18 protein-coding genes are annotated in these 21,615 nt (G+C 43.2%); 6 read left to right on the forward strand and 12 right to left on the reverse strand.

Translation table 11 applies throughout. The annotated features are described in order from the left end of the window. Positions 1 to 21: 21 nt before the first annotated feature. From J4N22_RS10860 to J4N22_RS10880, 5 genes are all read right to left on the reverse strand, one after another. Positions 22 to 960 (reverse strand): hypothetical protein, encoded by a 939-nt coding sequence (locus J4N22_RS10860; protein ID WP_207494160.1) that lies wholly within the window; start codon positions 958 to 960, stop codon positions 22 to 24. Next, the gene (gene def, locus J4N22_RS10865; RefSeq protein ID WP_207494162.1) at positions 957 to 1,535 is read right to left on the reverse strand and encodes a peptide deformylase; all 579 of its coding nucleotides are present in this window, start codon (positions 1,533 to 1,535) and stop codon (positions 957 to 959) included. Before def ends, J4N22_RS10860 begins: the two co-directional genes overlap by 4 nt. A gap of 61 nt (positions 1,536 to 1,596) precedes the next feature. Then, entirely contained in the window at positions 1,597 to 2,007 is a 411-nt protein-coding gene (gene ruvX, locus J4N22_RS10870; protein ID WP_207494164.1) for a Holliday junction resolvase RuvX, read from the reverse strand. Positions 2,008 to 2,102: 95 nt separating this feature from the next. Continuing rightward, positions 2,103 to 3,035: a UbiA-like polyprenyltransferase gene (locus J4N22_RS10875; RefSeq protein WP_207494166.1), complete on the reverse strand. Its 933-nt coding sequence runs from the start codon at positions 3,033 to 3,035 to the stop codon at positions 2,103 to 2,105. A gap of 109 nt (positions 3,036 to 3,144) precedes the next feature. Further along, complete coding sequence (locus J4N22_RS10880; RefSeq protein ID WP_242692129.1) at positions 3,145 to 3,681, reverse strand: RNA methyltransferase; 537 nt, start codon at positions 3,679 to 3,681, stop codon at positions 3,145 to 3,147. Between the two features lie 151 nt (positions 3,682 to 3,832). Here J4N22_RS10880 and J4N22_RS10885 point away from each other — a divergent pair, with 151 nt between their 5' ends. Then, the gene (locus J4N22_RS10885; protein ID WP_207494168.1) at positions 3,833 to 4,141 is read left to right on the forward strand and encodes an EthD family reductase; all 309 of its coding nucleotides are present in this window, start codon (positions 3,833 to 3,835) and stop codon (positions 4,139 to 4,141) included. On the opposite strand, the gene J4N22_RS10890 is transcribed toward J4N22_RS10885, so the two are convergent. Together J4N22_RS10890 and J4N22_RS10895 are read right to left on the reverse strand one after the other, a co-directional pair. Continuing rightward, a complete protein-coding gene (locus J4N22_RS10890; RefSeq protein ID WP_207494171.1) occupies positions 4,135 to 4,620 on the reverse strand; it encodes a hypothetical protein in 486 nt (161 codons plus the stop codon). The two genes, J4N22_RS10885 and J4N22_RS10890, sit on opposite strands and share 7 nt — an antisense overlap. A gap of 25 nt (positions 4,621 to 4,645) precedes the next feature. Further along, positions 4,646 to 4,918, reverse strand: coding sequence for a hypothetical protein (locus J4N22_RS10895; protein WP_207494173.1), 273 nt, complete (start codon positions 4,916 to 4,918; stop codon positions 4,646 to 4,648). 145 nt (positions 4,919 to 5,063) lie between these two features. On the opposite strand from J4N22_RS10895, the gene wrbA reads away from it, so the two are divergent. After that, positions 5,064 to 5,681: an NAD(P)H:quinone oxidoreductase gene (gene wrbA / locus J4N22_RS10900; protein WP_207494175.1), complete on the forward strand. Its 618-nt coding sequence runs from the start codon at positions 5,064 to 5,066 to the stop codon at positions 5,679 to 5,681. Positions 5,682 to 5,802: 121 nt separating this feature from the next. Next, positions 5,803 to 8,400: a DNA mismatch repair protein MutS gene (gene mutS / locus J4N22_RS10905; RefSeq protein WP_207494177.1), complete on the forward strand. Its 2,598-nt coding sequence runs from the start codon at positions 5,803 to 5,805 to the stop codon at positions 8,398 to 8,400. Positions 8,401 to 8,571: 171 nt separating this feature from the next. On the opposite strand, the gene J4N22_RS10910 is transcribed toward mutS, so the two are convergent. Next, positions 8,572 to 9,942 carry an alpha-amylase family glycosyl hydrolase gene (locus J4N22_RS10910; RefSeq protein ID WP_207494179.1) on the reverse strand — a complete coding sequence of 457 codons (1,371 nt, stop codon included), beginning with the start codon at positions 9,940 to 9,942 and terminating at the stop codon, positions 8,572 to 8,574. Between the two features lie 122 nt (positions 9,943 to 10,064). Between J4N22_RS10910 and J4N22_RS10915 the strand changes: the two genes are divergently transcribed. The 3 genes from J4N22_RS10915 (at position 10,065) to J4N22_RS10925 (ending at position 15,183) form a co-directional block, all read left to right on the forward strand. Beyond that, positions 10,065 to 11,156, forward strand: a complete 1,092-nt coding sequence (locus tag J4N22_RS10915) for a tryptophan 2,3-dioxygenase family protein (protein WP_207494181.1) — start codon at positions 10,065 to 10,067, stop codon at positions 11,154 to 11,156. A gap of 46 nt (positions 11,157 to 11,202) precedes the next feature. Beyond that, positions 11,203 to 12,255: a methyltransferase gene (locus J4N22_RS10920; protein WP_207494183.1), complete on the forward strand. Its 1,053-nt coding sequence runs from the start codon at positions 11,203 to 11,205 to the stop codon at positions 12,253 to 12,255. Positions 12,256 to 12,372: 117 nt separating this feature from the next. Next, on the forward strand, positions 12,373 to 15,183 hold the full coding sequence (locus J4N22_RS10925) for a M16 family metallopeptidase (RefSeq protein WP_207494185.1): 2,811 nt from the start codon (positions 12,373 to 12,375) through the stop codon (positions 15,181 to 15,183). Positions 15,184 to 15,361: 178 nt separating this feature from the next. On the opposite strand, the gene J4N22_RS10930 is transcribed toward J4N22_RS10925, so the two are convergent. The 4 genes from J4N22_RS10930 to J4N22_RS10945 form a co-directional block, all read right to left on the reverse strand. Then, the gene (locus J4N22_RS10930; RefSeq protein ID WP_207494187.1) at positions 15,362 to 17,230 is read right to left on the reverse strand and encodes an alpha-amylase family glycosyl hydrolase; all 1,869 of its coding nucleotides are present in this window, start codon (positions 17,228 to 17,230) and stop codon (positions 15,362 to 15,364) included. Positions 17,231 to 17,240: 10 nt separating this feature from the next. Continuing rightward, the gene (locus J4N22_RS10935) at positions 17,241 to 18,587 is read right to left on the reverse strand and encodes an MFS transporter (RefSeq protein WP_207494189.1); all 1,347 of its coding nucleotides are present in this window, start codon (positions 18,585 to 18,587) and stop codon (positions 17,241 to 17,243) included. 85 nt (positions 18,588 to 18,672) lie between these two features. Next, positions 18,673 to 19,959 carry a glucose-1-phosphate adenylyltransferase gene (locus J4N22_RS10940; protein WP_207494191.1) on the reverse strand — a complete coding sequence of 429 codons (1,287 nt, stop codon included), beginning with the start codon at positions 19,957 to 19,959 and terminating at the stop codon, positions 18,673 to 18,675. Between the two features lie 92 nt (positions 19,960 to 20,051). Then, positions 20,052 to 21,467: a glycogen synthase gene (locus J4N22_RS10945; RefSeq protein ID WP_207494193.1), complete on the reverse strand. Its 1,416-nt coding sequence runs from the start codon at positions 21,465 to 21,467 to the stop codon at positions 20,052 to 20,054. Positions 21,468 to 21,615 lie beyond the last annotated feature (148 nt).

Consider the following 21,615-nt stretch of genomic DNA (forward strand, 5'->3'; position numbering starts at 1 on the left):
TATATTTCCTCTTGTTTCAATTTATCGCTTGAAATCAAACAAAGTAGCGGTGAAGTTGGCTATCTCTCTTTTCTTGAACATAACATTCCAATTGCCGACATAACGTAGAACTTTTGGCACCAGCAACTCTCCCACTTTTTCTAGCTGTACTTCCATGTCTACGTCAAAATCATATACACCTGTTTTGTAGCTAAGGCTATAGTTGCGGCCAATGATCTCCAACGTGCGGGCATTGAACCAGGTGGTCATTTCATCAATTACTATATTGCTCCTGTCCCACGCAGAAAGGTCTTTCTTTGGTCGGATGGTGAAGACATAACAAGGATAACCTCGATAATCCTGTTTATCAATTTTGAAGTCGTATAGCTTGGCAACATCCTCATCGAATATGGCTACTTTGTTAGCTATCATAGGGAGACCTGGAATACGGTTACCTGGATTGAAAAACAATTGCTTCAATTGTTCTTTATGTTTGGCCATCCCACTTTTGCCCCGGGTATTGAAAGTTGTTCCTTTTACAATATTCGTCTCACCACATACCTTTCCTTTTGTAAAGAATAAACCTGCATACATTTCCGCAGTAGTGTAGTTGTAGCTGCCATCACCTTTGTAAAAATCACCTGTGGTCTTTTCGTCTTTCACTTCCATTGTTCTGCAGCCGTTGGCATAGGTCTGCCTGGTGGTGCTTTGCATGGTAGCTGTAACCGCACCTTTCTTATTCTTTAAGATGATGTCGTTGTAAGAAGAAAAGCTGAGCACCCTGAGGTTGCGGAATGCTTTGTAAAATGTAGTGTCGTTTTTTACGTATTCAATGAAGGCAGGATAATCAAAGTTGTTGCGGATAACAACATCGGTTAAGGTGAAGGACTGGTTCTTATAAACAACAGTAGTATCTTCTTGCGAAAAAGCGCAAAAGGAAACCGCTGTTAGAAGAGACAGTATCAACCATTGCTTCATCATTTGGCGTACATCATCTTGTAGTCCATCCTGATCTTCCCTTTGCTGATGTCGTTCAGTTTGCCTTGCAGCATCTTGCGGCGCAGTGGCTTCAGGTAGTCAATAAAAAGTTTACCTTCTATATGATCGTACTCGTGTTGTATGATGCGTGCTGTAAGACCAACAAAGGTTTCTGTATGTGGTTGAAAATTTTCGTCTACATATTCCAACACCACCTCTTCAGGGCGCTTTACATCTTCGCGGATCTTTGGTATGCTCAAACAGCCTTCGTTGTATGCCCACTCTTCGCCATCCAATTGCTTGATGTGCGCATTGATGAAAACCTTCTTAACACCTGGAGCATCTGCATATCCACCATCCTCATCGTCGTCCTGGTTGGCAAAGATCTGTGCGCTGTCTACAACAAAAAGACGGATAGCTCTATTGATCTGCGGTGCAGCCAATCCCACTCCATTACTTGCATACATGGTTTCCCACATATCTTCAATCAGTTTCTCTAATTGAGGATAATCTGGAGAAATGTCCTGGGCTACTTGTCGTAAAATGGGAGCACCGTATGCAACTATCGGAAGAGTCATATATAATTTTCTACGTATTAAAAATGCTGGTTGAGCGGTGGCAAAAATAGCCAAATAGATGTTATTGCCTTTGTAAATACTCCTGTAACATAATGATGGCTGCAATCTCATCCACCATCTTTTTATCCTGGCGTTTCTTTTTTTTCATCCCGCTTTCTACCATGCTTTGCACCGCCATTTTAGAAGTGTAACGTTCATCTACTTTTTCTATGGGTATGTTGGGAAATACTTTTACGAAACGATTGATGAATGCCTGAACCAATGGCGTAGCATGCGTATCGCTGTCGTCCCAGTTGGTAGGATGTCCAATGATGACCCGCTCCACCTGCTCTTTAGAAAAATAATCCTTCAAAAATTGCTCAAGGTCTTTGGTGTGTAAACCTGCAAGGCCTGTAGCAATGATCTGCATAGGGTCGGTAACAGCCAGGCCTGTGCGTTTAGAGCCGTAGTCAATGGAAAGAATTCTAGCCATGTTTTTAATTAAAAATCTAAAATGTAAAATGTAAAAATTAGGAAATTGATGCCTAGCGATTTAACTGACGAACGATGAGTTTTTCATTTTGCATTTTACATTTTCCAAAGCAGATCGGCTATTACAAAAACAGCGAACACCACACTGGCTATACCATTAGCCGTCATGAAAGCCAGGTTTACGCGGCGCAGGTCGTGGGGCTTTACAATGGAATGTTGATAGATGAGCATGCCGCAAAACACAACAACCCCTATCCAATACAGCCAGCCAAATTCACCTAACCATCCTGCAGCTATTACAATCAATCCGCTAAAAACATGCAGCAGTTCCGACACCCGCAGAGCGTTCTTTTTACCAAGCCGCGCCGGGATAGAATGAAGCTGGTGCTCACGGTCAAAATCAATATCCTGCAAAGCATAGATGATATCGAAACCACTTACCCAGAATAAAACTGTGAAAGAAAATAATACAGGCAGCACGGCAAACTCGCCGGTAACAGCAAGATAGGCGCCAATGGGTGCAAGCGATAGCCCCAGCCCCAGCACAAGATGACACAATGCAGTGAAGCGCTTTGTATAACTATAAAAAAGAATTACGAATAATGCTACAGGACTTAGAAAGAAACATATGCGGTTGATAAAGAAAGTAGAGATAATAAACAGGATGCAATTGAGAATAACAAAGCGAAGCGCACTGCTGGACGAAATGATACCAGCCGGAATTTCGCGGATGGCAGTACGCGGGTTCTTTGCATCAAAATTTTTGTCGAGAAAGCGGTTGAAGGCCATTGCCGCACTGCGTGCAGTGACCATACATACCAGCACAAGAACAAAGCGGAGGATAATTTCCTGGATCGAGCCTGGAAAATCATACGAGGATATACCAAACTCGTAATGGACTTGTGAAAGCACATTGCCATACTGTTCAAATAGCCTATACCCAAGAAAAAACCCGATCAATGCGAATGGAAGCGCAAAGATGGTGTGACTAAACTTTACCAGTGACAGGTAATTCTTTACTGTGTTCATTTATGTTTTTGATGTTGCCTTGCCGATACTTACTCTACAGTACAAGTGTGCGACGCAACGAAGTTGATTGTTTTTCAAATGCTGGTTACAAAAATTCTTCCCACCAAACCTAAAGCCGCAATAGCTGTTGCTCCACCAATTTCCAGGTAACAATACCTGCTGCTACTGATATGTTCAACGAATGCTTCATACCCAGCTGCGGTATCTCAATGCTGCCGTCTGCCATCTTCAAAACGTCATCGGCTACGCCCTCTACTTCATTGCCTAGTACAATTGCTAGCTTCGTCTCTGGTTGCCAATGGAATTTTTCCAACGAGATGCTTCCTTGCGTTTGTTCAATGGCATAAACCGTATACCCGCGCTGTTTCAGCTCGGCAACAGCTTCAGTAGTTTCGGAATAATAAAGCCAATCTACCGTTTCAGTAGCGCCTAATGCAGTCTTTTGAATATCGCGATGCGGAGGTTGCGGTGTATAGCCACAAAGGCAAATAGCTTCTACAAGAAATGCATCGGCAGTACGAAATACGCTGCCCACATTGTGCATGCTGCGGATGTTATCCAGCACCACCACCAACGGGTTCTTCTCAGCCTGCTTAAACTCATCGACCGACTTTCGGCCCAGCTCATCCATACTCAATTTGCGCATGGCGGCAAAGGTAAGTGTATCACAGCTTTAGGTCTATTCATGAACGTACTGTTATGCGAAAAATATGATTGCAATGGTATGAGCAACTGCAACCTTAAACTATGTTTGGCCTTATCTTTATGATAATTATCAGAAACCAACAGGCCAAGCAATGCATAAGATCACTGTACTTTATAATCATCCTGGTGACGAAGCAGCATTTGAAGATTATTATGAGAATAAGCACCTGCCTATGGCACGACATATGCCTGGTGTGAGTAAAGTAGAGCTGACGAAATTTGTACCTACGCCAGGTGGCGACCAACCGGAGTTTTACAGGATGGCGGAGTTATATTTTTCGTCTGAAGAGCAGATGATAGAAACGATGGGCTCGCCTGAAGGACAAGCGGTGATAGACGATATCCACAACCTGTCGGAGGCTGGAGTAAAAGTGGTGATTGGTAAGGTAACTACCTATTGATCTTTCGTAAGCAATTCCTGCTTTACCGTTACCAATTGATTATTTGCAAGCGAAGTTTCATCTTTTTCATGATGTGAAGTTTGCTGGTTCGAACGGAACAGCTGAAGTGTAATTGCCATCACTATTGCCAGCATTATTACAAATTGTCCTACACGCAACTTTGCGCGTAGCCTACGACGCGCTTGTTTCTTCTCATTCCATTGATTGTATTCTTCCCGCAGCTCCACCAGCGATTTGCAATATTTCACATTCAGTTCTACTATTTCTTCTTCACTTGCTGCAATGGCAACAGGTTCTACTTGCTCAGGTGCTTGAACATAATCATGCAATTGTTCGAATTCAGCGGCTTGCTTCCAGCAAATGCTGATGCCTTCCTGCCATAACAGGTCAGTCGGTAAAAGCTGTTGTTCTATGAGTTCGGAAACTGTAAAAGGACCACAGGTATTGTTATAACGGAGAAGGAGAAACTGCTGGGTCATACATGAGATTTAAGAGTTGGAAAATTTATGGCTGTATCGCTAAAAGAAGAACAAGGTGAAACACAAGCAGGAACAGGAGGTAAAATGAAAGGCAGTTCTGAACAATCTTGATGGTTACGTTTTTCAGGCATTTGGTATCTACCACCTGGTAATCGTTGAAGTAGAAAAACTGGCCGATGCGACTGTTGCTGGTTCTAAAAAATACAAATAGAACAAGTTTCAGTAGAACAACTGAGATGATTAATGGCGGCAACCAATTTTCAAACAGGACAAGTGCGTTAAAAAAATCTTCTTGCATTTCTTAAGGGGTTGGTGTATACAAAACGAAAAACAGGGGCGGTCATGTGTTTAAAAAAGGCTGAAGCAGGCCCCAAACGGACATAGATGAAGATGCTGGCATCAATTTATTGCCAGTATCAACTCATACTAAAACCAAAGAAGGAATGAGTAACGTAAAACTTGCGGTCATTTTTTATACTATGACCGGGACCAACTACCAGTTAGCACAATGGGCGGAGGAAGGAGCACGCAATGCAGGCGCTGAAACGAAAATTCTGAAAGTTCCAGAATTGGCTCCGCAGAATGTTATTGACGGCAATCCTGCATGGAAAGCTACCGTTGAAAAATTACAAGATGTACCTACGGTAGATCTTTCAGATCTTGATTGGGCAGATGCCATCATTTTTAGTGTGCCTACCCGTTACGGGGTAATGGCTGCACAGTTGAAACAATTTTTGGATACTACAGGCGGATTGTGGGCACAGGGAAAATTGGCCAATAAAGTGGTGAGTGCTATGACAAGCGCACAAAATCCTCATGGCGGACAAGAAGCCACCCTCCTGTCATTGTACACTATGATGTTCCATTGGGGAGCAATCATAGCATGCCCAGGATATACCGATCAGTCTATTTTTGGGGCGGGTGGTAATCCATATGGCACCAGCGCCACTGTTGGCCAACAAGGAATTTCCAATGATGCGCAGGCAGCTGTTTTGCACCAGGCAAAGCGTACTGTTACTGTAGCTCAATGGGTGAAAGCGGGTATGACTTCAGGAACTTAATGCAATACAACCCCGGTAGGCACAATGAATACCGGGGTTTTCTTCAGCATCATCCACAACTTCTCCACTACAATTCCCGGTGGTTTTCGTTTAACTCCCAATCCGCCTATTTTTGCCGGCTATGGCTAAGAGTAGTGCCGAAACCCCGCTGATGCAGCAGCACAAGGCTATTAAACAAAAATATCCTGATGCTATCCTCTTATTTCGCGTGGGCGATTTTTATGAAACGTTTGGAGAAGATGCCATCATTAGTAGCCAAGTGCTTGGGATCACACTGACCAAGCGCAACAATGGCGCTGCCTTCAGTAGCGAGCTTGCTGGCTTCCCTTATCATGCATTGGACACTTACCTGCACAAGCTGGTAAAAGCTGGCTACCGTGTAGCCATATGCGATCAACTGGAAGATCCAAAGCAGGTAAAAGGCATTGTAAAACGTGGTGTAACCGAAATGGTAACGCCAGGTGTGGCTACCAATGACAAAATGCTGGAGCACAACAGCAATAATTTTCTTGCTGCCTTACATTTCCAGGACGATAAAAGCGGGATTGCTTTTTTAGACATCTCTACAGGTGAAATGTTTGTGAGTGAAGGCAACCAGGAGTACATTGACAAACTATTACAAACGCTGAAGCCGGCGGAGGTAATCTTCCAGCGCAATTACCAGAAACAGTTCAAAGAGAACTTTGGCAGTAAGTTTTACACCTACACGCTCGACAGCTGGATTTTTGATACCGCTTATGCCACTGAAAACCTGCTCAAACATTTTCAAACACATTCCCTCAAAGGTTTTGGTGTAGAAAATATGCCTGCAGCCATCATTGCTGCCGGTGCTGTTTTTCATTATTTAAAAGATACAGAGCATCCCAACCTGCAGCACATTACTTCCATTCAGCGGATTGAGCGTGATGATTACCTGTGGATGGATCGATTCACCATTCGCAACCTGGAGCTACTGGGAAGTGGCGTGGAGGATGGACAGACGCTGTTGCGAGTTTTAGACAATACAGTAAGTGCCATGGGAGCACGTTTGCTGAAACGTTGGATCGTGCTTCCGCTAAAGGATATTGATAAGATAAACGAAAGGCTGGAGCTGGTAGAATTTCTTATCAAAGATGTGGAGCTGCGCAATAAGATCACTACTCATATAAAGCAGGCAGGAGATATTGAAAGGCTGGTGAGTAAGATCCCGCTGAAAAAAATAAACCCGCGTGAAGTACTGCAGATAGCACGTGGTCTGCAACAGGTAGATGCCATACGAAATGAATGTTTACAAGCCTCTAACGACTACCTGAAGCGGCTGGCTGATGCGCTCAACCCTTGCCACTACATCCTGGAAAAGATCTTAAAAGAGATTGTTGAAAATCCACCTGTACTGGTAGCAAAAGGCCATGTTATAAAAGAAGGTGTGCATTCCGAGCTGGATGAACTACGAAACATTGCCAGCACAGGCAAAGAATACCTGGTGCAGTTGCAGCAAAAAGAAAGTGAGGCAACGGGTATATCTTCCTTAAAAGTGGGCTTCAACAATGTGTTTGGCTACTACCTGGAAGTGACCAACCTGCACAAAAGTAAAGTGCCTGAAACATGGATGCGCAAGCAAACGCTTGCCAATGCTGAACGCTACATCACTCCCGAACTCAAGAACTACGAAGAAAAAATAGTTGGCGCTGAAGAAAAGATACAAGCCATAGAACAAGACCTGTTCAATAAGCTGCTGCTGGAGTTGCAGGATTATATAGCACCGATGCAGGTAAATGGAAATGTGCTGGCTGTATTGGATTGCCTTTGCTGTTTTGCCAACAATGCATTGCAGTACAATTACAAGAAGCCAAACATTCATACCGGCAGCGCATTGGAACTACACGACAGCCGACACCCGGTGATAGAGCGTAACCTACCTGCAGGTGACAGCTATGTTTCCAACGATATTTTATTGGACCCGGCATCGCAGCAGGTGATCATTCTTACAGGACCCAACATGAGTGGTAAAAGTGCGCTGCTGCGCCAGACCGCCCTCATCACACTGATGGCTCACATGGGAAGCTTTGTTCCTGCTTCTAATGCGAACATTCCACTTACTGATAAGATTTTTACACGCGTAGGGGCAAGCGATAACCTGAGCGGCGGCGAAAGTACATTCATGGTAGAGATGAATGAAACCGCAAGCATCATCAATAACCTTACATCAAGAAGTTTGGTACTACTTGATGAAATTGGCCGCGGCACCAGCACCTACGACGGTATCAGCATTGCCTGGAGTATAGTAGAATACCTGCATGCATCACCACATGCACCTAAAACACTTTTTGCTACACACTACCACGAGTTAAACGAGCTGGAGAATAAACTGCGCGGCGTAAAGAATTATCACATCACAAACAAGGAAGTAGGCAACAAGATCATTTTCCTGCGCAAGCTTGCTCCCGGCGGCAGCACCCATAGCTTTGGTATACATGTAGCACGCATGGCTGGTATGCCTCCCAAACTTATTGATCGTGCTAACGAAATACTGCAACAGCTGGAAAGTAAGCATGTAGATGAACATATAGGCGAACATGTAAAAACGCTTTCCGCACCCAAAATGCAGCTCAGCATTTTTGATGCGCACAGTCAAACCTTTGATGAGATCCGCCAGATGCTCGACGTCATTGACATCAACCGGTTAACGCCGGTAGAGGCGCTAATGAAGCTGAACGAGGTAAAGGAAAAAGTGAAGTAGGACTTTGAAGGACGAGGTATGAGGGTGAAGTACGAGGTACAAAGCTTGAAGGACGAGGTACGAAGTAGGAAGTACGTGACTTCCTTATTATCATTTTTATCTAATAAAACAGAAATAATAAAGCCGGAAGATCTTCTTCCGGCTTTATTGCAATAAACAGTAGATATTTTTCTACCTATACTCATACACCCTGTACCCCCATGGCTCCAGTTGCTTCAATGAACTGATTTCTTCGTTTGCATTTGCAAATACATTGAAAGCATTTCCCTGCAATGCCTGGTCCTGGATATTCACAGTTTGTTGTTTACCTGAAAGGTTCAGCACTACCAGTACCCGCTTCCCTCCTTTTTCTCTTACATAAGCATACACAGCAGCAGGATCACCAGCATCCAGTTTTCTGTAAGCAGCATCTGCAGCCAGTGCTGTATTATTTTTACGAAGTGTAAGTAATGTTTTATAAAATGGTGCACGCTGAAGTTTATTGAAGGTCATTGGATCTTTTTCAAAGAATTCAATCTTCCGCAGTACTGGTTCTTCCTGTCCGCTATATATAAGTGGTATGCTGGCTTTAGCCGTTTGAGTGAACACAGCAAAAGGCTCATGCACTTTACCAGGCATGGTTCCATAATCAGCTTTGTTCCAGCTGTTCTCGTCGTGGTTGCTGGTGAAATACATATACATAGCATTGGCAGGAAATTCCTGGTTATTGTGCTGGATCACGCTATCAAGAGCAGAAGCAGGTCGAGAACCATTGGCTACTTCTTTCATCTTACTGAACATTGGCCACGCATAGCTAGCATGAAAACCTACTGTATGAAGCGAAGGCTTATCACCTTCAGCCAGCATAAACAGTTGCTTTTCCTTTTGCAGCGTTGCTATACAATCCTTCCAAAAATCATCCGGCACATCACCAGCTACATCGCACCTGAAACCATCCACACCTGTTTCAGTTACCCAAAACTTCATGCTGGCAGTCATGCTATCATGTAACTCGCGGTTGTCATAATTCAGCTCACGCACATCCGTCCAATCGTAAGGAGCAATGAAGTTGCCGGTGCTGTCTTTGGTAAAGAAATCCGGCTTTTGCTGCAGCCAACGATGGTCAGCGCCGGTATGATTGGCTACCCAATCAATAATTACTTTAAAACCTTTTTCATGTGCAGAATTCACCAGGCGCTTCCAATCGTCCATGGTTCCAAACTCAGGGTTGGCAGCTGTATAATCAGCTATAGCATAATAACTGCCTAACGTGCCTTTCCTGTCCTTTACACTAATGGGTTGAATGGGCATGAACCACAGCGTTTGCACACCCATTTCCCGTAGCCTGTCAAGATGCGCAGCAAAGGCATTGAAAGTACCTTCTGGTGTGTACTGGCGGATGTTTACTTCATAAATATTCCCCTGCAGTATCCATTCAGGCGCATCTGCAGATTGTGTAGCAGTATCATTTTGTGTAGCCGCCGTTTGGTTTGCATTGTTCTTACACGAAAAGAAAAAACAAACGAGCAAAGGCAGCAAAAGGTTAGAGCAAAGTTTCTTCATTAGTAGAAAATTTTAGCAGCTAAACTACTCATAATGAAGGATAATGAAATGGTGATACCAATAAGGTTTTTATTAAGGCTGTAAGTGTATTTTCGCTGCTATTCAATTTTTACAAGATTGCCATGCAAGAAAAAGTAATGTATTACCGAGACTACCTTGAACTGGAAAAGATTTTGAACAGCCAGCACCCGGTAAGTTTTGAACAACCCAATACGCCGGCACATGATGAAATGTTATTCATCATCATTCACCAGGCATCAGAACTGTGGTTTAAGCAAATACTTTTTGAGCTTGATTTTGTAATGGAAGTTTTCAAAAAAGAAAAGATCAACGATAACTCTGAAGATCTGAACCTTGTACGCCACCGGCTGAACCGAGTGATTAGAATAAACGAACTGCTGAACCAGCAGGTTACCATTCTTGATACAATGACACCGCTCGACTTCCTGGAGTTTAGGAACCTGCTTGCTCCTTCATCCGGTTTTCAAAGTGTGCAGTTCAGGCTGATAGAAGCGCGTCTTGGCTTACAGCTACAAAAGCGCCACGAGTTTGATTATTACAAACGCACCAACGAAGGTGGCTTCAACAGCGATGATTATAAATCGATCAACAATGTAGAGAATGAGCAAACACTTTTGCAGCTGCTGAACACATGGCTGGAGCGCATGCCATTCTTCGAAATGAAGTATTGGAAGTCATTCCAGCAAACAGCAACCAGCAACGATCTTCATCCTTTCTGGGCTACCTACCGAGATATATATGAACAGGGACTAACTGAAAGAGAAAAGAGTAAGCTGCCTGAATTTGATTTCATATTTTTTGAAAAAGCGCTTGAAGGCTATACTGCTGAACAGCTGCACAACCTGCGTTCTGACCTTTCGCCCAAGGCTATGAAGGCTGCGCTCTTTATTATGCTGTACCGCGACTTCCCTGTGTTTCAAACCTCTTACCAGATCCTGGATGCTTTTGTAGAGATTGATCATATGATGAGCAACTGGCGGCACAAACATTTTATAATGGTAAGGCGAATGATTGGCATGCGCAGCGGCACGGGCAATACGTCGGGCAGCGGCTACCTGGAAGGTGCTATGACAAAGCATTATGTTTTCAAAGACCTGGCAACGCTTTCCACTTTCCTGATAGAAAGAAGAAGACTGCCCCAGCTTCCAATGGAGCTGATACAGAAACTGAGCTTTGCGCTGGATGATGAGTAATGACTGCAGCCTGTTGTGCCTCATTCGTCACTTATAAAATGTATAGATGAAGCTGACAACAACGGCACAAAATCCCCTGGAATGGATTGCAGTGAAAACAGGTGTGGCACCCGAACCGGTAGCAGTAGCACATTTTGGATACCTCGTAAGCAAGTTTGTACTGGAGGCGATTGATAAAGGTGTATTCGAAGCAATAGGCAAAAGAAAAGTAACAGCAAATGATATAGCAACCGCATGTAAGCTAAATACAACGGCTGTAGAAAAACTGCTCAGGCTTTTTGCTTCAATGGGTTTGGTAATAACAAGTCCTCCTCATTTTGCGCTTACTGCCAAAGCAAAAAAATGGTTGTTGAAAGACAGTCCTTCATCATTGTACTGGCTCCTGCTTTTCGACCAGAAAGTTTGTTTTGAATGGATGAACTATGCATCCACTTTTTTGGAAACAGGTAAAGGCCTTCAATACCACGACAGCTTCACCACAGAGCAATGGTTCTATTACCAAAAAGCAATGGAAGCAGTGGCAAAAAATGCAGCCAGGGAAATAACAAGGCGCGTTCCCTCCTTCTCTGCTCCTACACAAATGCTCGACATTGGCGGCTCGCATGGATTGTATGCAGCAGCATTCTGTAAAAAATATGCTTCACTGAAGGCTACCATACTAGACTTACCAGCCGCTGTAGAGCAGGCGCAGCATATGGATAGAGACCCGCAAGTTTCAGCGCGTTTATCTTATACAGCAGGAAATATTTTACACGATGAAATTGGCAGTAACAAATACGACTTCATACTGCTGGCAAGTGTAGCACATCATTTTACCGAAGAAGAAAATAAGCTGGTGGCGCAAAAGGTGCAGGCTGCACTAAAGCCAGGTGGATATTTTACAATAATGGAAGTAGTGTCGCCGGGACAGATAAAGAAGAATGAGGACATGCTTGGCGCCATCGGCGATATCTTTTTTGCCCTCAGCAGTACATCCGGCACATGGAGCAAAGATGATATTCAACAGTGGATGAAGGAGGCAGGGCTGAATGTAGTAAAGAAATCAACCTTCCTTTTTCTTCCAGGATATACAGCTATAACCGGCAAAAAATTGGCTTAAACCAGTACTTGCAGTTATCATAAGAAAAGGTAATTCTACCATTGCTTCTGCCATTTAACTATTCAGCATAGCAACTACTGCATCTATCACCTATATTGCTTTTTTACAAAAATCATTATGACAAAGATTGCGTGGATCATCCTGTTTGCATGTATGTGTGCAGGATTACAAACTGAAGTATTTGCCCAACCGGCTACGGATAAAAAACTACCCGTAGCGCCCCAGGTCAAGATCGGTAAGCTGGCAAATGGCCTTACCTACTACATCAGGAAAAATGCAGAGCCTGAGAACCGGGCTGAGCTGAGGCTGGTAGTAAATGCAGGTTCTATTTTGGAAAATGACAACCAGCGTGGGCTTGCACACTTTGTTGAGCACATGGCTTTCAATGGCACCAAGAATTTTCAGAAACAGGAGTTGGTGGATTTTTTAGAAAAAAGTGGTGTAAGCTTTGGCGCCGATTTGAATGCTTATACATCTTTTGATGAAACGGTGTACGAGCTTCAGGTTCCTACTGATAGCCCGGCAGTTTTCAAAAAAGCCATGCAGATACTGGAGGATTGGGCGCACAATGTATCGTTTGATCATAAAGAAATAGATAAAGAGCGGGGCGTTGTAATAGAAGAGTGGCGGCTAGGCTTAGGCGCTGAAGAAAGGATGCGGGAGAAATATTTTCCTGTTATCCTGAAAGGATCAAAATATGCCGATCGCTTACCAATTGGTACTAAGCAAAATCTTGAAACTTTCAAATATGAAACGCTCAAGCAGTTCTACCGCGATTGGTACAGGCCCGACCTCCAAGCTGTGATTGTTGTAGGAGATATAGATGTTGATTCTACTGAACAATTGATAAGGGAACATTTCTCGAGGATACCTAAAAGAACAAATGCAAAACCTCGCACCAAGTTCAATGTTCCTGCCCAGAAGGGTACAGCCACTGCTGTGATCACAGATCCTGAACAGCCTTACAATATTGTGCAGGTGTTCTATAAGCAACAGGCAATTCCGGAGGCGCAAACAGAGCGTGAATACCGGGCAACACTGGTACGCAGCATGTTCAACCAAATGATGAGCAACCGCCTGCAGGAGCTGGCGCAAAAACCAGATGCACCTTTCTTATTCGGAAACAGCAGCTATTCAAATTTCATAGCAGATAAAGATGCGCTTGTACTTTTTGCGGTAGCTAAAGATGGCCTATCCATTCCTGGTGCTACACGTGCACTTTTGCAAGAGAATGAAAGAGTTCGTCAACATGGTTTTACTGCAACAGAACTGGCCCGCGCAAAGACAGCCATGCTTAGCAACATGGAAACGATGTATAACGAGCGTGACAAAACCAAGTCGGCTCACCTGGTGCAGGAACTGATCAGGAATTTTTTGAAGAAGGAAACCATACCTGGCATTGAGTACGAGTATCAAATGTACCAGCGATTTGTTCCGGGTATAGAACTAAAAGAAGTGAATAGCCTGGTGGCAAAATGGCTAAAACCAGATGATCGTGCGGTGTTGGTACTAGCACCGGATTCAGAAAAGAAAAACCTGGTGAAGAAAGAGCAATTGGTTGCCCTACTAAACAAACCTTTCGGAAAACTACAACCATACAAAGATGTTACGGTTACAGGCTCCATACTGGCCAATGCACCTATGCCGGGTAAGATTACATCACGGAAAGAAGTAAAAGAGCTGGGAGTAACGGAACTTACTTTAAGCAACGGAGCTCGGGTAATATTGAAGCCAACAAACTTCAAAAACAACGAGATCCTGATTTCAGCTATCAGTCCTGGTGGCATATCATTGTACAATGATGAAGTTTATTTGTCCGCGGCAAATGCAAGTGGAATAGTACAACTTGGAGGTTTGGGGAATTATGATGTAATGAGTTTGCAGAAAGAGCTGACTGGGAAACAGGCTTATGTTTCTCCTTCCATTTCGCAGTACAGTGAAGGGCTGAGCGGAAGTGCAATTCCAAAAGACCTGGAGACAGCTTTCATGCTATTGAATGGATATTTTACCGAGCCGCGCAAAGACAGCAGTATGTTCCAGGTGATGCTCCAGCAGCTGTCATCGTCGCTTGCCAATAAAGGAAAAGATCCCAACGCTGTTTTTGCCGACTCTGTCAATTATATTCTTGGCAATTATCATTACCGCCGGCAGCCACTTACGCTGCAGCGTTTGCAGGAGATAGAACTGGAAAAGGCTTTCACCATTTACAAAGAACGTTTTGCAGATGCAGGAGATTTCATCTTTACGTTCGTTGGCAACTTTTCTGTAGATAGCATCACGCCTTTAGTAGAGAAATATATCGCTGGTCTACCATCGAAGAATATAAACGAACAGTGGAAAGATGTTGGTATTCGATACCCAAGTGGCAATATCCAGAAAGTGATCCGCAAAGGACAGGAAAGCAGGAGCACCGTACGAATTGCTTTTACAGGCACTTCTACTTATTCTGATCTAGAGGCTACACAACTTAGCCAGCTAGCGAAGGTGTTAGCCATTCGCCTACGGGAAGAGTTGCGTGAAGAGCAAGGAGGCGTTTATGGTGTAAATGTGAATGCAGCACTTGGGCGGGTTCCAACCAGCAGCTATATCATAAGCATATCATTCAGTACCTCTCCTGGCAATGTAGATAAGCTTACTGCTATTGTGATGCAGGAAATTGAAAAGCTGAAACAAGAAGGCGCTTCGCAAACAAACATAGAAAAAGTAATAGCAGAAGATGTACGCAGTCTTCAGTTGCAGGTAAAAGAGAACAGCTATTGGCTTTACAACCTGGAACAGAAGTATTACCACAATGAAGACCCGCGTGGAATATTACAAGATCCGGCCATGGTAAAACAACTAACCGTACAACGGACAAAAGAACTGGCGAACCAGTATTTTGATATGAAGAATATGATCAAGCTGGTTTTAGCACCGGAGGAAAAGTAGGGTTAATGATGAACTATAAATGATGAATGATGAATGTGAGTAGTAAGTAGTAAGTATTATGTAGTAAGTAGTAAGTAATAAGTTAAGTCACTTCAAAAGTTAAGAGGCTGTCATCACTGACAGCCTCTTTATTTATTGAGAACCTTAAACCTTAAACTTCAAACCTCGACCTCCTCCACTACTTTCCCAACTCGAGCACCCATATTTGCTTAGCTCCTAAAGGCCAGGTTGATTTAAGTGAAAACTCCTGGTCGTTGGTTACTGATCTTGCTTTGGTGAAATCTTTTATTCCATCAGCATACTTGGAGAAATCAACTGTCATCTCTTTTTCGCTGGCGTTCATCACGCACATCACGGTTTGTTTGTCATCATAACGGAAGTAAACATACAGCCCATCTTGCGGCAGGTACTGCATCATCTTACCCGTTTTTATTGCAGATGAATTCTTCCTGAAATTGGCAAGGCTCCTGGTCCAGTTGAAGATCTCGTTCTCCTCTTTATTTCTTCCTGCCTCTGAGAATTTATTTTCTTTATCGCCTTTCCAACCACCTTTGAAATCAAGGCGCACCCAACCATCAGGGTTTGAAATTCCTTTCATTCCTATTTCAGTACCATAATAGAATTGAGGAATACCACGGCAGGTCATCAACCAGGCTATTCCTGTTTTCATTTTATTTATGTCCTCGCCTACTGTAGAATACCAACGCGTCATATCATGGTTATCCAGGATCAACACATTGTTCATTGGGTTCTTATAAAGGAAATCCTGGCTGAGTGTTGAATACAGTTTGTTTACGCCATTGCTCCATCCATCCTTCTCATTCATAGCAGGCGAAATACCTTCAAATAGTGCCTGGAAATCTACTGCCCCATGCAGGTTGCTCTTCCAAGGAAGGTTGATGTTGTTTTCGGTAAAGTATGCTTGAGCAGGCACGTTACCTACCCATGCTTCGCCGAAAATGGTAAACTTTGGATACTCATCATAAACAGCCTGGTTACATCGATTCATAAAATCAAGGTCGTTGTATTTGTAGGTATCTATTCTAAAACCATCCACACCAAACTCTTCTATACTAAAAATACAGTGCTGGATGATGTAGTTTGCAACATAAGGGTTCCTGTGGTTAAGGTCAGGCATCATTGGCTCGAACCAACCATTCAGGGTCATGTTTTTGTCGTGTTTGGAAGCATACGGATCGAACACTGGCTGTTCGCGGTGATTGGTTTTGGTAAACTGCGGCCACTGGTTTACCCAATCCTTCATAGGCATATCAAGAAATGTATGATGGTACCTGCCTATGTGGTTGTACACTATATCCTGCACAAACTTCATTTTGCGCTTATGCAGCTCACTGGTGAATTCATGCAAAGCCTTCTCTCCTCCAAAACGTGGTTCTATTCGGTAATGATTGGTAGCAGCATATCCATGTTCTGAACGCGAAGGCATATCATTTTCTATCAAGGGAGTTGGCCAGATTGCTGTTACACCTAAATCGTGCAGGTAGTCAAGATTGGCAGTAAGTCCCTGTAGGTCGCCGCCATGTCTATGAAATATAGAATCGCGGTTAAGGCTTTGGTCGCGCATGCCTGCCAAACGATCGTTGCTCTCATCTCCATTAGCAAAACGGTCGGGCATCAGCATGTAGATCATATCCTCAGATGTTACCCCTTGAGCATAAGTAACACCTTTGCCTGTGCGACGCACTTTTAGTTCAAAATCAATTGAAGTTTTGGCGCTGCCGGTTCCGAAGTTTAAGACACGTTTTCCCGGCTTAGCGGCTTTATCTATTACCAGGTCAAGAAATACATAATTCGGATTTTCTACCCGGTGGATTTTCTTCAGGGTGATACCATCAGCTATCCTGATGCCGGTAGCAGCTATTTTTAGCATGGGCAACCTATCACCAATTTTTTCTGAATGTACCATCAGCTGGACGTTAGGATTTTTCATCCCGGGCCACCAGTGTGTAGGGTAAACAGCTATTTCTTGCGATATAGCAAGTAAGCAGAAGCAGGCAAACAAGTTTGCCAATAAGATTTTTTTCATACAGGAAATTTTATTCGTCAGCGTCTTTAACTAAAAAGTTGAGAAGGCCTGCTATAACCATAGATACACCACCTACTACCAAAGCATAAATGCTTTCGTTGTTGAAAAGTATGCGTACAAAAAAGCCAAGTATAGCCGCAGCCAGTATCTGGGGGATCACAATGAAGAAGTTGAACACGCCCATGTAGAAGCCCATTTTATTGGCAGGTAAAGCGCCTGCTAGTATTGCGTAAGGCATAGTAAGTGTACTGGCCCATGCCAATCCAACTCCAACCATCGGTATCAATAGCATGAATCTATCGGTGATGAATAACATGGAGATGAGGCCAATGCCTCCCACTATAAGGGCAGTCATGTGTGTAGCACGTCTTCCAATCTTTGCAGCCAGCATTGGCAACAAGAAAGCTGTTATAGCAGAAACCCCATTGTACACCATGAACATTATCCCTACCCAGTCACCTGCATCCTGAAAGGCTTTGGTAGTAGTATCAGTAGTTCCATAAGCATTTTGGGCAACGCCGGGTGTGGTGTAAATCCACATACTAAAGAAGGCAAGCCAGGTAAAAAATTGAACTATAGCCAATTGAAGCATTGTTTTCGGCATTGTGAAAATGCCTTTGCTGATGGCTGTAAAGCCTTTCACCAATCCTTGTGTTTCCTGCTTTTCCTGCTCCCAAGCAGCCATATCATCAGGTGGATATTCTCGTGTAGAAATAACCGTCCAAAGCACAGTAAGAAAGAAAACAGCAGCACCTATATAAAACGAATACTTCACAGAATCAGGTATCACACCTTCAGGTGCAGTATTAGTTATCTTCATGACGTTGGTAAAAAAGTACGGAAGCAAAGAGGCTACTACCGCACCTACACCAATAAAGAATGTTTGCATGGCAAAGCCTGTTGTCCGCTGGCTCGATGGAAGTTTATCGCCAACAAACGCACGGAAAGGCTCCATGGATATATTGATAGAAGCATCGAGCACCCACAGCATGATGGCTGCCATCCACAGCACCGTAGAGTTAGGCATCATAAACAATGCAAAAGCAGAAAGAACAGCTCCTAAGAAAAAGAACGGGCGTCTCCTGCCCCACCACGGGTGCCAGGTACGGTCGCTCAGGTAACCTATTACTGGTTGCACCAGCAAACCAGTGATGGGTGCTGCAATCCATAAAATGGGTATATCATCTATTTTAGCTCCGAGTGTCTGAAAGATGCGGCTGACGTTTGCATTTTGCAAGGCGAAACCAAACTGGATTCCGAGGAAGCCGAAGCTCATGTTGAAGATCTGCAGGATAGACAATTTCTTCCTGCGTCCTTGAATAACAGGGATATTAGGGTCAGTGTGTACAAGGGCCATAGCAGTCGTTAGTGTTTATTATGTAAATTTTACACGATGATAAAATTAGATAAAAAAAACATCCGCAATGGGATGTTTTAAAAATTTATTGGATCACGTAACCATCCGGTATAATGGCGTTTTTCTTTATCACCACTATATCATCTTTAATGGTATAAAGTTCATGTTCCTGGTCAGCTAAACCGGTTCCTCCTCTTATGGTTACATCATTACCTATACGGCAATTCTTATCTACGATGGCTTTTTCTATATGACATCTTTCACCTATGCCTACAGGCGGAATTCCATTGCGCAGGTTTTCCTGCATCTGGTCCATCGTTTCAAAATAGTCATTACCCATAATGTAGGTAGATTGGATCCGTGTGCCATGACCGATACGTGAACGAATACCAATTACTGCATGGTTGATGCTTTCTGCGTGCAGAATAGAACCGTCTGCAAGTACTGTTCGCTCCATAGTGGTACCACTTATTTTTGCCGGAGGAAGCATACGTGCACGTGAGTAGATGATATTGTTATTATCAAAAAGATTAAACGGAGGAAGTTCATCTGTCAATAAAAGATTGGCTTCGAAAAAAGATGAGATCTGCCCGATATCTTCCCAATAACCTTCGTACTGGTAGCTGAAAACTTTGTAATTACCTATTGATTTTGGTATGATCTCTTTACCAAAATCCTTGTCATCAGGATGGTTCTTCAATAACAGGTCGGCCAGCAGTTGCCTGTTGAAAATATAGATACCCATTGAAGCTAAATAAACCTTACCCTGGCTTTTCATTGCTTCGCCTGTATCACTATCCCAACCTTCTAGAGCATCTTGCTTTGGCTTCTCAGTAAAAGTTGTAATCCAGTTTTCTTCATTGGCTTTGAGAATGCCAAAGTCAGAGGCTTCCTTTTTCCCAACAGGGATAGTTGCCAATGTTATATCTGCACCACTTTTAGCATGCGCTGTTACCATTTCATCAAAATCCATTTGGTAAAGCTGGTCGCCACTTAGAATAAGCACATACTCACCGCTGAAAGTGAATATATGTTTGAACGATTGCCTTACTGCATCTGCTGTTCCCTGGAACCAGCTGGAACTGTCAGGTGTTTGTTCTGCAGCAAGAATATCTACGAAACCTGTACTGAAATTGCTAAAGTGGTAGGTGTTCTTGATATGTTTATTCAAAGACGCAGAGTTGTACTGTGTAAGTACGAACATGCGGTGAATATTACTATTGATACAGTTGCTGATTGGAATATCAACCAGTCGATATTTACCTGCGATTGGAACGGCAGGCTTACTCCTGCTTTGCGTTAAAGGATGTAGCCTTGTGCCAGCACCTCCACCCAGGATAACTGCTATCACAGATTTTGAAATATTGAGCATAGGATTAGTATTTGTTGGTTTAATGTTTATTATCTGTTTTTAAAAATTCCTCTTTTCTCTTTTTTGCCTGCCTGCCGCACAAGATCTAATACCTACAGCAGCGATTCATATACTTCCATATACTGTTGCGCGCTCCTGTCCCAGCTATTGTCTACCTGCATCATGGTCTTGCGCATTGCACTCATTTTCTTTTTGTCTGCATATACTTCTGCTGCTCTTTCTAAAGAATAACGAACATCATCTACGGATGCATGATTGAACCTGATACCATACCCTCCTTCATCACCCATATCAATAACAGTATCTCGCAGTCCGCCGGTACTACGCACCACAGGAACTGTACCATACCTCATAGCGTACATCTGGTTCAATCCACACGGTTCAACTCTGCTCGGCATTAGCAAAAAGTCTGCGCCAGCATACATTTGGTGACTTAATTGCTCATTGTAACCAATCACTACATTGTACCTATCTGCAAACCTATCGGTGATCGTAGTCAGCTGCCATTCTACATGAGGATCACCACTGCCTAGTACCAGGAAGCACATATTGCCTTGCAAAGCATACAGAGCAGCGAGTATACTGTCGGCTAAAATATCAGCAGCTTTCTCTCCTACTAATCTTCCTATAAACACCACCAATGGCAGCTTGCTGTCAAGACCATATTCTTTACACAATACTTTTTTATTAGCTGCTTTGCCGCGTGTAACACCTGCAACTGAAAATCGGTTGGTGATATAGCTATCTGTAGCAGGATCCCAAACATCAGCATCTATACCATTTAATATACCTACACTTTTACCTTTCTCGTATTCAAACAAGTTCTCCAGGCCATTGGCTGAATAACGCAACTCTTCCAGGTAACTCCAGCTAACGGTTGTTATTTTATCTGCACACTTAATAGCGCTAGCTAAAGGATTGATGGTATCATTCCAATCGAGCATGCCTGACTTCCATGGATCCCACTCGGGAATGAAATGACTCTTATCCCAACCAAGCCAACCCTGGTATTGCGCATTATGTATGGTAATAACAGAACGTATATTAGATAAGGAACGGTAGCCAATACAGTATTTCAACATAAAAGGAACAAAGCCTGCATGGTAGTCGTGGCAATGTATAATATCTGGTAAATGATGCCACTGTTTTAACCAATCCAATACCGCAATCTGGAACGCAATGAAGCGTTGCGGGTCATCATCGTACCCGTAGATTTTTTCCCTGTCTAATAAGCCATGTATATCTACCAGGTACAGGTTAAAGCCAAGCTTATTTGTCTTTTCCCTGATGATGGTATATTGAAAATTCCAATCGCCTAAATATGCTGATCCTGTTCCATCCACCTCCCATTCATTCTGTTCCAGGAACTTTGTTCTATACATTGGCATCACCACTTTAGCTATATGCCCAAGCTTCTGTTGGTACTTTGGTAAAGCACCAACTACATCGCCTAAACCACCTGCCTTAGCTACCGGGTAACACTCTGCGCTTATATGAATTATTTCCATTATTAATGTGTATGTAGTGAAGCAGTTTGAAGTTATGAAGTAAAATCATTCATCTGTAACAGGTAAACCTTTTTCTGGCATTTATTGATAAATAAATATTCTAAAGGTAATTCCATCTGTTGATCTTGAATAAATCATGATCATAATC

The sequence above is a fragment of the Aridibaculum aurantiacum genome, assembly GCF_017355875.1.
GTDB lineage: Bacteria > Bacteroidota > Bacteroidia > Chitinophagales > Chitinophagaceae > Segetibacter > Segetibacter aurantiacus.